This window comes from Cupriavidus sp. SS-3 (genome assembly GCF_035818815.1).
Taxonomy (GTDB): Bacteria; Pseudomonadota; Gammaproteobacteria; order Burkholderiales; family Burkholderiaceae; genus Cupriavidus; species Cupriavidus taiwanensis_C.
On the sequence record NZ_JAYLVT010000004.1, the window covers coordinates 234,691 to 246,991 of the forward strand.

A 12,301-nucleotide genomic window follows, 5' to 3' on the forward strand; every position below is an offset into this window, starting at 1 on the left:
ATACCCGAGATCGGGTGCATAGCGGTGCGCAAGAACGTGCGCGCAAGTGGCGCAGGCGGCACACCCAAAAGAAAACGCCCGCACCGGCAAACCGGTGCGGGCGAAGTTTCCATTCTGGAAACGGGTAGACAAGTCATGAAGAGCGCCCCCGCATCTCCATGACAGGGCAGATCTTATCGGGCCGGCCGCCGCCGCGGCTTGACCCATATCAAGTGCGCGGCAATCCCGTCAGCCGCCCTGCCGGCTCAGCAAGTCGGCCATCTCGTCGGCATGCTCCTCTTCCACCGCCAGGATCGATTCCATCAGCCGGCGCGAAGTCGGGTCGCGCTCGCCCAGGAACCGGATGATTTCCCGGTAGCTGTCGATGGCAATGCGCTCGGCCACCAGGTCTTCCTTGATCATGTCGGTCAGCGAGCTGCCGGCCACATACTCCGCATGCGAGCGGCTGGTCAGCCCGTCCGGGGCAAAGTCAGGCTCGCCGCCCAGTTGCACGATGCGCTCGGCGATCTGGTCGGCATGGCCCTGCTCTTCATTCGAATGCGCCAGGAATTCATCGGCCACGCTCTTCGAGTTCGGCCCCTTGGCCATGAAGTAGTGCCGGCGGTAACGCAACACGCAGACCAGCTCGGTCGCCAGCGCGTCGTTCAGCAGCTTCAGTACGGTGTCGCGGTCGGCCGCGTAGCCCGCGGTCACCGCGCCTTCGTCGATGTGCTGACGCGCACGCTCGCGCAGGGTCTTGACGTCTGTGAGGAAAGGCTTGTCGTTCATAAAGGGCTCCTGGGGTGGGGGGCTGCGTGGGCGCAGCGCCTTGTGCGGAAACTCAACCCTTTTGCAACGCGAAAAGCGTGCCACTTGGCATCACCCTGCAATCCCTTGACTGCCGTAGCGCCCCTTCCAATGCGCAGTGAAATATTTGCACGGGTGCCGACCGCATTACACGGCGACAAAAAGAAAAAAATCCCTGCGCTCGCGCGCAGGGATTGTGCATGGCAACGCTTGTCCAGGCGTCCCCGTGTTCGGGGAGGCGCAAGCCGCCTCAGTCCAGCTTCCGACCGAACGTGAACTCCCCATCGGCATAATCCACCGGCACCACGTCCTTGGCGGCGAACTTGCCTTCGAGGATGGCCCGTGCCACCGGGTTCTCGATCTGCTGCTGGATCGCCCGCTTGAGCGGGCGCGCCCCGAACACCGGGTCGTAGCCCGCGCTGGCGATCTTCTCCAGCGCATGATCGCTGACCTCCAGCGTCATATCCATGCGGGCCAGGCGGGCCTGCAGGCGCTGCAGCTGGATGCGCGCGATCGACTCGATGTTCTTCTGGTCGAGCGCGTGGAACACCACGACTTCATCGATCCGGTTGAGGAACTCGGGCCGGAAATGCGTGCGCACTTCCTGCCAGACCGCGCCCTTGATCGCTTCCTGCGGCTCGCCGGTCATCGACTGGATGATCTGCGAACCCAGGTTGGACGTCATCACGATCACCGTGTTCTTGAAGTCCACCGTGCGGCCCTGGCCGTCGGTCAGGCGGCCGTCGTCCAGCACCTGCAGCAGCACGTTGAAGACGTCCGGGTGGGCCTTTTCGACTTCGTCGAGCAGCACCACGCTGTACGGCTTGCGGCGCACGGCTTCGGTCAGGTAGCCGCCTTCTTCATAGCCCACGTATCCCGGCGGCGCGCCGATCAGGCGGCTGACGCTGTGCTTCTCCATGAACTCGCTCATGTCGATGCGGATCAGGTGTTCTTCCGAATCGAACATGAACTCGGCCAGCGCCTTGCACAGCTCGGTCTTGCCGACGCCGGTCGGGCCCAGGAACAGGAACGAGCCATAGGGCCGGTTCTCGTCCGCAAGCCCGGCACGCGAACGGCGGATGGCATCGGACACCAGCCGCACGGCTTCGTCCTGGCCGACCACGCGCCCATGCAGGCGGTCTTCCATCTTCAGCAGCTTCTCGCGCTCGCCCTGCATCATCTTCGATACCGGGATGCCGGTGGCGCGGCTCACCACTTCGGCGATTTCCTCGGCGCCCACCTGCGTGCGCAGCAGCTTGTTGGGCTGCTTCTGCTCGCTGGCCTCGGCATCGGTCGCGGCCTTGAGCTTGCCTTCCAGGCCCGGCAGCTTGCCGTATTGCAGCTCGGCGACCTTGTCGAGCTTGCCTTCGCGCTGCAGCCTGGAGATCTCCAGCTTGATCTTCTCGATCTCTTCCTTCAGCGCGGCCGTGCCCTGCGCGGCTCCCTTCTCGGCCTTCCAGATTTCGTCGAGGTCGGCGTACTCCTTCTCCAGGCGCGCGATCTCCTGCTCGATCAGCTCCAGGCGCTTCAGCGAAGCCTCGTCGGTCTCCTTCTTGACCGCCTCGCGCTCGATCTTCAGCTGGATGGTGCGGCGCTCGAGCTTGTCCATCGACTCCGGCTTGGAATCGATTTCCATCTTGATGCGCGCGGCAGCCTCGTCGATCAGGTCGATGGCCTTGTCAGGCAGGAAGCGGTCGGTGATATAGCGATGCGACAGCTCTGCCGCGGCGACGATGGCCGGGTCGGTGATCTCGACGCCGTGGTGCAGCTCATACTTCTCCTGCAGGCCGCGCAGGATGGCGATGGTGGCTTCCACGGTCGGTTCGTCGACCAGCACTTTCTGGAAGCGGCGCTCGAGCGCGGCGTCCTTCTCGATGTACTTGCGGTATTCGTCCAGCGTGGTGGCGCCGATGCAGTGCAGCTCGCCGCGCGCCAGCGCCGGCTTGAGCATGTTGCCAGCGTCGATCGCGCCCTCGGCCTTGCCCGCGCCCACCATGGTATGGATCTCGTCGATAAAGACGATGGTCTGGCCCTCGTCCTTGGCGACGTCGTTCAGCACGGCCTTGAGGCGTTCCTCGAACTCGCCGCGGTACTTGGCGCCGGCCAGCAGGCCAGCCATGTCCAGGACCAGCACCCGCTTGTTCTTCAGGCTCTCGGGCACTTCGCCGTTGACGATGCGCTGCGCCAGCCCTTCGACGATGGCGGTCTTGCCCACGCCCGGCTCGCCGATCAGCACCGGGTTGTTCTTGGTGCGACGCTGCAGGATCTGGATCGCGCGGCGGATCTCGTCGTCGCGGCCGATCACGGGATCGAGCTTGCCGATGCGGGCGCGCTCGGTCAGGTCGATGGTGTATTTCTTCAGGGCCTCGCGCTGGCCTTCGGCCTCGGCGCTGTTGACCGAATCGCCGCCGCGCACGGCCTGGATGGCCGACTCCAGCGACTTGCGGTTCAGGCCGTTTTCACGCGCGATGCGGCCGGCGTCGCCCTTGTCGTCGGCGACGGCCAGCAGGAACAGCTCGCTGGCGATGAACTGGTCGCCGCGCTTGATCGCTTCCTTTTCGGTGGCGTTGAGCAGGTTGACCAGGTCGCGGCCGATCTGGACCTCGCTGGTGCCCTGTACCTGCGGCAGGCGCTTGATGGCGGCGTCCAGCGCCGTCTGCAGGCCCTGCACGTTGACGCCAGAGCGCGCCAGCAAGGCCTTGGCGGCGCCGTCGTCCTGCGACAGCAGCGCGCGCAGCACGTGCTGCGGGTCGATGTATTGGTTGTCGTTGGCCAGGGCCAGGCTCTGCGCATCAGCCAGCGCTTCCTGGAACCGGGTGGTCAGCTTGTCAAGACGCATAAGGAATCCCTCTCTCGGATAGGTCGTGTCCTGATGCGGGGGGCGTCGGCGGCGAAGCTTGCCGCGGCGCCCGTATGCCCTGCCGGACACTCATGTCATACCGAAAGATAAGGCTTTGCCGTGACATTTCAAGGCCGCACGCCGTGCGGCGTTGCGCCCGGCCCCGCATGGCCCGCCGGCCGGCCACCATGTGATGCTCGCGATACGCGCGATACGCGCGCCCGCTACGCGGCGCGGTCGGCGCCCTTGTGCGCCAGGTTGCGCACCAGCACCAGCGACTCGCCCTGCACCACCACCCGGCCGTCCGCGCCGGTAACCAGGCTGGCCAGGTTGACGAGATCCTTGTCCGCGCGCAGCCGCACGATGCGCACGCGCGCCGTCAGCGGCTCGTCCAGCCGGGCCGGCGCGGCCAGCCGCAGCGACTGCTTCATCCAGCCGGTGCCGCGGCCGGGCAGCCGGGTGCCGAGCAGGTCCGAGAACATGCCGGCCAGCAACGGCAGCGGCACCAGCGGGCCGGCGAAACCGCGCGCGCGGGCAAAGCCCGCATCGGCGTGGAACGGGTTGGCATCGCCGGTGAGCGCGATGTACTCGTCCAGGTCCGCCGCGGTGAAGGCCCGCACCGCGCTCGCCTGCTGGCCCGGACGCAGGCCGTACAGGGCCGCATCGCCGTCCTGCGCAAACGGGTCCGCTCCGGCTGAGTGGTCGGCCAGTGCGGCAGGACTCGCGTCCGCCAGCCAGCGCGACTCGCCCACGGCCGTCACCCGCGGCGCCGGGCCTGGCCCGCCACCACAGCTGACCGTGGTGGCGTAGGCGGCAAGCCCGACGGGCGCTGGTTGCGCAGACAGCGCAAACTGCACCGCGTCGCCAACGAACGCCGGCGCCGGGAACATCAGCGTCTGTGCAACCGGCAAGGCCGGCCGTGGCAGTTGCCGCGCGCTATGCGCGCACAGCAGCGAGAACAGCAACATGCCGTGCGCCACCGTGGCACCGAAATGCGTGCCACGGGCAAAGGCCGGATCGCAGTGGATCGGGTTGTCGTCGCGCGACAGCGCGGCGAAGCGGTCGAAATCGCGCTGCGACAGCACGCGCGGCGGTTGGTCGTGCATCAGTCGGGCACCTGTACGGTATTGGCGTTGACGGTGATGGCGTTGCCCGGGGCAGGCGTGGCGGCGAACGGCGGCACGTTGGACGGCAACAGCGCCGGCGCCGGGGTGTTGAGAGTGCCGCCACGCGGGGTGGTCCGCAACACCTGCGACGGCGGCAGCGCCCTGCCCGTGGTCAGGTTGTCGTAGACCGCGTCGAGGGCCCGGTTCAGGTAGACGTGCAGCGGTACATAGCGGTTGCTGTAGCCCGGCACCACGCCGATGAAGGCATCGAAGTGCTGGGCATTCTCGACCTCCACGTAGGACAGCTTGCTGGTCACGCCCTCCTGCTGGCGATTCAGGCCCAGGTAGGGGCGCGAGGTATGGTTGACCGGCAGCAGCGCGTCGCTGCGCCCATGGACGATCAGCGCCGGCTTGCCGCGCAGGTTGCCATTGCGCAGCGTCAGCGCCTGGCCGGCCTGCAGCGCGAGTGCCGCCGCATCGGATCCGCTCAGCAGGCTGCGCAGGCAGCTGGCGCCGTCGTAGTTGAGGTCGGCGCGCTGGGTCGAGGCGGACACGGACGGCAGATTCAGGTACGGCCCATGTTGCGGATCGCGATCATTGATCAGCTGGACCGGTGCCTGCGGCGGAATGCCATTGCCGGTGGCGTACATCGACGCCAGCGCGGCGGGCGCGATCGCCGCCGGCTTCAGGTCCGTCAACGTGGCGGCAAAGCTGTAGCCGCACAGCCGGTCGGTCACGCTGGCCCGCGCATAAGCGTTGGCGTAGGTGACCGAGATCGCGGCCGCCACGTCGAACGCGGCCAGCGACGGGTGCAGGTCATCCGATTCCGCCTCCCAGCCCGCGGCGCGCAGCGCCTGCAGCGCGCTGGCGCTCTGCTGGTCGGTGTTGGCGCCGGTGACCAGCCCTTTCTCGGCCAGCGTCTGGCAGCGCGCCGCGAAGAACGGCGCCATGGTGGGGTTGGCGTAGAACGGCGCCTGCGTCAGCGCGGTGGCGCGCCCGGCGCAGTGCTGCAGCAGGTTGGCCGTGGTGGTGTAGTCGTACAGTGTCAGGCCTGAAGCCGCCACCTGTGCCGCGCCACGCCGCACCACGATGCCGGTGTTGGGCGGCATGTTCAGGTTGGGCTCAGCCACCGCCACGCCGTCGATCAGGCCGCCGGCATCCTGCTCGGCGGCGGCCACGGCGGCGCCACCGCCATTGGACACGCTCGACGCGATCACCAGCACCTTGTCCTGGTCCAGCGTACGCTGGCGCGTGCCGTCGGCCGACACGGCGCCGACGCGGTCATTGATGGCCCACAGCGCAAACTCGACCGCCTGCAGCGTGAACTTGCCCCAGTCCTTCTCGGGGTTGCGCTGCGAATGCGCGTGCTTGAACGCCAGCCGGTGCGGGTTGGCGGCGGTGAATTCCGCCAGCGAGGTGGCACCTGCCGGCGCGGCGAAGTGCGCGTTGGTGCCGGCGGCCGCGCGCGTGGTGCGGGTGCCGTCGATCAGCGCCACCGTGTCCGTATCGAGGTCATGCGGCGCGGCGCCGGTGCCCTTGTCGGTATAGGCCACCGCGCAGCCGCGCTTCAGGCCCCATTCGCCGGTGCCGATGGCGCCATACACCCCGCGCGAGCCCGACGAGGTCGCGGTGATCAGGCATGGCCGGGCGGTGTTGAACGAGGCCGGTATCTGTACCAGCATGGTCACGTTCTGCTGGCCCGAGCCGTCGTCGGAGTAGGCCATGTACTCGACGCCGGCGACCTTGCCTTCCGACGCGGTGACATTGCCCTGCGCGTCGACGTTGGGCCCATAGAGCGAGCCGTAGCCGCCGCCGGCACTGGTGTCGACAATGGCGCGATAGTTGGTATAGATCGCATAGCGCCGCAGCTCGGCCGCGGTTGGCGCGGCCGGGTTGAGCGGCAGCGGTGCGGTGCTGCTCGCCAGGCCGTCCTTGCCCAGCCCTGCGGTCAGCAGGTCGTCGGTGGCGCCGTCGTAGCTGTTGATGGTGACCGCGCCGATATAGGCCGGCTTGGTATTGGGGTTGCCGCCGTTGCCGTTGCCGTTGTCGTCGCTGGAGCCGCATGCGGCCAGCATCGATGCGGCCGCCGCCAGCGCCGTGAGCCTGAGGCCGCGGTACCGCGGCGAATGCTGCGTGGATTGCATGTCAACCTCCTTCTGTCGCCCCGTGCCGGGGCCGTCGAGACATACGTCGATGGAAGACTGCGAAAACTGCGACCGCGAACAACGGGAACGACATCAAACCACGGCAACTGGTGCGCGCTTCAGCCGCTGTTTCCGGCCAGGTCCGCACGCAGCTTGTGCTTTTCCACCTTGCCGGACGGCGTGCGCGGCAACGCGTCGAGGAAGCGTACCTCGCGCGGCACCTTGTAGCCGGCCAGGTGCGCCTTGCAATGAGCGATCACGGCATCCGCGTCAAGCGCGGCACCCGGGCGCAGCACCACCAGCGCCATGCCGACCTCGCCCCAGCGCGGGTCCGGCGTGCCGATCACCGCGGCCTCGGCCACGCCCGGCAGCTGGAACAGCACGTTCTCGACCTCGGCCGGATAGACGTTCTCGCCGCCCGAGATAAACATGTCCTTGGCGCGGTCGACGATGTAGTAGTCGCCGTCCTCATCGCAATAGGCGATGTCGCCGGAATGCAGCCAGCCGTCGCGCAGCGCCTGCGCGGTGGCCTCGGGCAGGTTCCAGTAGCCCGGCGTCACGCCCGGCCCCTTGATCAGCAGTTCGCCGCGCTCGCCAGGGCCCACGTCGACGCCGAGCGGATCGACGATGCGGGTCAGCATAGATCCCACCGGCTTGCCGATGCTGCCGAGCTTGCGGCGCGCGGTGTCCTCGTCGCAAACGAAGACCGTGGGGCCGGTCTCGGTCATGCCGAAGCCGAAGCGGATGGTCACGCCCTTGGCCAGGTAGGCTTTCAGCAAGGGTCGGGGCACCGGCGAGCCGCCCGCCGCCATATTGCGCACGCCGGACAGGTCCGCCTGCGCGAAGCGCGGGTGCTGGCTCAGGAACAGGTACACCGACGGCACCGCGAAGAACATGGTGATGCCCGCGCCGCTGCCGCGGTCGAGCCGGTCCAGCACGGCCTGCGGCTCGAACTGCCGCATGATGTGCACCGTGCCGCCGGCGTGCAGCACCGGGTTGGCGTACAGGTTCAGGCCGCCGGTATGGAAGAACGGCAGCACGTTGAGCAAGACGTCGTCGCGCGTGATCTGGTTGGCCAGCATCGCATTGACGGCGTTGAAGAAAACCATGCCGTAGGTCTGGACCACGCCCTTGGGCTTGCCGGTGGTGCCGGAGGTGTAGAGCAGGTGCCAGATATCGCTCTCGTCGCGGCACGGCATCTCGATGATGCGGCCGGACGCGGCATCGAGCACGGCCTCGTATTCGGTCCAGCCACCGGGCACGTCGGCGGCTTCGTCATCGGCCAGGTGCAGCACCGCGCGCAGCGGCACGGCGCGGGCCAACTCCGCGGCCACGCCCAGGAAACCGTCGCCCGCCACCAGCACTTGCGGCGTGCAGTCGTTCAGGATCGGCAGCAGCTCGGCCGCGGGCAGGCGCCAGTTCAGGCACACCATCACCATGCCGGCCTTGGCGCAGCCATACAGCATCTCGAGATAGTCCGAGCTGTTGTGCGCCAGCACCGCCACGCGCGTGCCCGGTGCCAGGCGCAGATGGTCGCGCAGGTATTCGGCGAAACGGCTGGCGCGCTCGTCGACATGGCGGTAGGTCACGTGGCGGCCGCTCTCCACGTCCACCAGCGCGACCTTGTCGGGGAAATGCTGCGCGTTCCGGTGCAGCCAGTCGATCACGTACATGGGCTAGCCTCCGCTCAGCTGGCGATGTCCCGGACCGGTCCGCTGCCGCGCAGCCGGCCCACCACGCCCTGCGGGAAATAGTAGACGCTCAGCACGAACAGCAGGCCCAGCCACAGCAGCCAGCGGTCCGGATGCAGCAGCGCCGACAACAGCGGCAGCGCGGCGGTGCCGTCGCTGGCCAGCTTCATCACGTCCTGCAGGTAGGTCTGCGCCAGCAGGAACAGCACGGTGCCGATCACCGCGCCGTAGAGCGTGCCCATGCCGCCGATCACAACGATCAGCAGGATGTCGACCATGATCTCGAACGACAGCGAGGTGTCAGGGCCGTTGTAGCGCAGCCAGATTGCCATCAGCACGCCCGCCAGCGTGGCGAACATCGCCGACAGCACCGTCGACACCGTGCGGTAGACCACGGTGCGGTAGCCGATCGCCTCGGCGCGGAAGTCGTTCTCGCGAATTGCCTGCAGCACCCGGCCGAACGGCGAGTTGACGATGCGCAGCAGCGCCAGGAACAGCACCAGCGCGCCGGCGAATACCAGGTAGTAGCTGAGCAGCTTGCCGCTCAGCGGCACGCCCAGCCATTCGGCGTCGCCCAGCGTGAAGCCGGGGCGCAGCGCCTCGGGCACCTTGAAGGTCAGCCCGTCCTCGCCGCCGGTCCACTCCGACAGCTGCGAGACCAGCGTGGCGAAGGCGGTCGCCACCGCCAGCGTGATCATGGCGAAGAAGATCGCCCGCACCCGCAGCGAGAACAGCCCGATCAGGAAGGCCAGCAGCGCCGATACCGCCAGCGCGCCGGCCGTGCCGGCCAGCAATGCGCCCCAGCCCGGCTCCATGCGCGACATGGCGATGGCCACGCCATAACCGCCGATGCCGAAGAACATGGTGTGGGCAAAGGAAACGATGCCGGTATAGCCCAGCAGCAGATCGTAGCTGGCCACCAGCACCACGAAGATGCAGATCTTGGCCGCCATGTTGAGCGCGCGCGCGCCCGGGAACGCGAACGGCGCGCACGCCAGCGCCACCAGGATCAGCAGCAGCAGCGCCGCCAGCACGCGGCTGCGCGGCAGGTCGCCGGAGAGAAGTCGGATCATGGTCGTTGCCCTCAGCGCCGCGCCACCGGGAACAGCCCTTGCGGGCGCCACAGCAGGATCAGCATCATCAGCAGGATGTTGGAGAACAGAGCAACCTTTGGGAACAGGAAACCGGTGTAGTTGGCCATCAGCCCCACCAGCAGTGCCCCGACAAAGCAGCCGGTGGTTGAGCCCAGTCCGCCGATGATGATCACGATGAAGATCAGCACATTGACCTGCGCCCCGATCGCCGCCGTGATGTTCTGCTGGTACAGCCCCCACAGCACGCCGCCCAGCCCCGCCAGCGCGGCGCCCGCGACGAACACGCCGACGAACAGGCGGCGCACCCGGTAGCCCAGCGCCTCGACCATCTCGCGGTTCTCCACCCCGGCGCGGATCAGCAGGCCGATGCGGGTGCGGTTGAGCAGCAACAGCATGGCGATGAAGATCACCAGCCCCAGCGCCATCGCGATCAGCCGGTACTTTTCGATTGCCGCGTCGCCCAGCAGCACCGCGCCGCGGAAGGTAGTGGGCACCTGCAGCGCAATGGTTTCCGGGCCCCAGATGGCCTTGATCAGCTGCTCGGCGACGATCATGCCGCCCATGGTGATCAGGATCTGCTTGAGGTGCTGGCCGTAGACCGGGCGCACTACCACGCGCTCGAAGAACAGGCCGACCGCGCCCGCGGCCACCATGGCAGCCGCGATTGCCAGTGCAAACACGGCGAGATTCTGCGCCAGGCTGTCGGCCTCGACCCAGCCCGCCAGCGGCAGCAGCACCGAGGCCGCGACATAGGCGCCCAGTGCGATGAACGCGCCATGGCCGAAGTTGAGCACGTCCATCAGGCCGAACACCAGCGTCAGGCCGGACGACACCACGAAGATGATCATCCCCATCGCCAGGCCGGCGATGGTCAGCGTAAGCCAGGTCGACGGGCTGCCGACCAGCGGAAAGGCCAGCAGCATCAGCAGCGGCGCCAGCGCGAGCGGGGTCCAGTCGAGGCGGACGCCGGGCGGCGCGGCCGGGGTTGCGGACGGCAAGGTGGTTGATGAAGTCGTCATGTGTCTGTTCGTGCTGATTGTGTGCTCCGGCCTGCGCAAGCGCAAAGGCCTACTGGTGCGCCGCCAGCGACAACCCCAGCAGCCGCTGCTGCAGCGCCTCGTCCTCCGCCAGCGCCGCCATCGTGCCGCTATGCACCGTGCGGCCATCGTCCATCACCACCACCGTATCGCCCACCGACTTCGCCATATGGAAGTTCTGCTCCACCAGCAGGATCGACACCTCGGTCTGCTTCAGCTCGCGGAATACATGGATCATGTTCTGGATGATCGCCGGCGCCAGTCCCTTGGTAGGCTCGTCGACAATCAGCAGCTGGCGCGGCTCGATGATGGCGCGCGCCACCGACAGCATCTGCTTCTGCCCGCCCGACAGCACGCCCGCACGCTGGTGCCAGAACGTCTTCAGCGCGGGGAACATGCGGAACACCCAGTCCAGCCGGCATTCGTCGATGGCGCCGGTGCGCGCGGCCAGGCGCATGTTCTCGGCCACGGTCAGGTCGGAGAACACACTCATGTTCTCGGGCACGTAGGCAATGCCGGCCTGCGCGATCGCCGGCGTGCTGTGGCGCGTGATGTCGGCGCCATTGAAGCTGACGGTGCCGGCGCTGGCCTGCCACAGGCCCATGATGGTGCGCAGCGTGGTGGTCTTGCCGGCGCCGTTGCGCCCCAGCAGCATGGTCACGCCGCCGCGCGGCACCGCGAAGCTGACGCCATGCAGGATGTGATACGGGCCGATATGGGTCTGCACGTCACGCAGTTGCAGGATCGGCTGCGCCGCGGTCGCCTCAGCCATGGCTGCCCTCCTCTTCCGGCAGGCCCAGGTAGGCCTGCTGCACCACCGGCGACGCGATCACCTCGGCCGGATCGCCATCGGCCACCAGCGTGCCGTTGTGCAGCACGATGATGCGGTCGGCCAGCGAGCGCACCACGTCCATCTTGTGCTCGACCAGCAGCACGGTCTTGCTGCGGTCCTGGCGGATCTCGCGGATCAGGTCCAGGATCACCGGCACTTCGTCGACGCTCATGCCCGCGGTGGGCTCGTCGAACATGAACACGCGCGGCTGCAGCGCGAGCAGGATGCCGACCTCCAGCTTGCGCTGGTCGCCGTGCGGCAGCGATGCCACCGTCAGCTGGCGCTTGCCGGCCAGCGCCACGCGTTCCAGGATGGCCATGGCCTGCGTCTGCAGGTTGCGGTGGCCCGACCACATCGAGAACAAATCGATGCCGCGCTGCTGCCGCGCCTGCACCGCCAGGCGCACGTTCTCCAGCACCGACAGCTGCGGGAACAGGCTGGTCAGCTGGAACGCGCGGCCGATGCCGCGCCGGGTCTTCTGCGACACAGGCAGGCGCGTCACGTCCTCGCCGTCGAGCAGGATCTGCCCGGCAGTGGGCGGCAGCTGTCCCGAGATCAGGTTGAAGTACGTGGTTTTGCCGGCGCCGTTGGGGCCCACGATGCAGGTCAGCTCGCCGGGCCGGAACGCGCACGACACCGCATTCACGGCCACATGCCCGCCAAAGCGGATGGTGAGCCCGCGCGTTTCCAGCAACGGCCGCAAGTCGGACGCCGCCGCGCCAGCGAGCTGGCCCGCCGGCTGCGAAGGCGCCGGCGCGGTCCTGGCGAAAGA

Annotated in this window: 9 protein-coding genes; all 9 read right to left on the reverse strand. The window is 67.9% G+C overall.

Annotated features, from left to right (window positions below; translation table 11 throughout):
* Positions 1–228 precede the first annotated feature (228 nt).
* Positions 229–768 carry a ferritin-like domain-containing protein gene (locus tag U9J39_RS08890; protein WP_115709858.1) on the reverse strand — a complete coding sequence of 180 codons (540 nt, stop codon included), beginning with the start codon at positions 766–768 and terminating at the stop codon, positions 229–231.
* A gap of 268 nt (positions 769–1,036) precedes the next feature.
* The gene (gene clpB / locus U9J39_RS08895) at positions 1,037–3,625 is read right to left on the reverse strand and encodes an ATP-dependent chaperone ClpB (protein ID WP_115709859.1); all 2,589 of its coding nucleotides are present in this window, start codon (positions 3,623–3,625) and stop codon (positions 1,037–1,039) included.
* 224 nt (positions 3,626–3,849) lie between these two features.
* Entirely contained in the window at positions 3,850–4,731 is an 882-nt protein-coding gene (locus U9J39_RS08900; protein ID WP_326346936.1) for a MaoC/PaaZ C-terminal domain-containing protein, read from the reverse strand.
* Entirely contained in the window at positions 4,731–6,875 is a 2,145-nt protein-coding gene (locus tag U9J39_RS08905; RefSeq protein ID WP_326346937.1) for a D-(-)-3-hydroxybutyrate oligomer hydrolase, read from the reverse strand. Before U9J39_RS08905 ends, U9J39_RS08900 begins: the two co-directional genes overlap by 1 nt.
* A gap of 119 nt (positions 6,876–6,994) precedes the next feature.
* Positions 6,995–8,548 carry an acyl-CoA synthetase gene (locus tag U9J39_RS08910; protein ID WP_326346938.1) on the reverse strand — a complete coding sequence of 518 codons (1,554 nt, stop codon included), beginning with the start codon at positions 8,546–8,548 and terminating at the stop codon, positions 6,995–6,997.
* A gap of 14 nt (positions 8,549–8,562) precedes the next feature.
* Complete coding sequence (locus U9J39_RS08915; protein WP_326346939.1) at positions 8,563–9,639, reverse strand: branched-chain amino acid ABC transporter permease; 1,077 nt, start codon at positions 9,637–9,639, stop codon at positions 8,563–8,565.
* An 11-nt stretch (positions 9,640–9,650) separates the two neighbouring features.
* A complete protein-coding gene (locus tag U9J39_RS08920; protein WP_115709869.1) occupies positions 9,651–10,679 on the reverse strand; it encodes a branched-chain amino acid ABC transporter permease in 1,029 nt (342 codons plus the stop codon).
* A gap of 49 nt (positions 10,680–10,728) precedes the next feature.
* On the reverse strand, positions 10,729–11,469 hold the full coding sequence (locus U9J39_RS08925; RefSeq protein WP_326346940.1) for an ABC transporter ATP-binding protein: 741 nt from the start codon (positions 11,467–11,469) through the stop codon (positions 10,729–10,731).
* Positions 11,462–12,223: an ABC transporter ATP-binding protein gene (locus tag U9J39_RS08930; RefSeq protein ID WP_116313275.1), complete on the reverse strand. Its 762-nt coding sequence runs from the start codon at positions 12,221–12,223 to the stop codon at positions 11,462–11,464. Before U9J39_RS08930 ends, U9J39_RS08925 begins: the two co-directional genes overlap by 8 nt.
* Positions 12,224–12,301 lie beyond the last annotated feature (78 nt).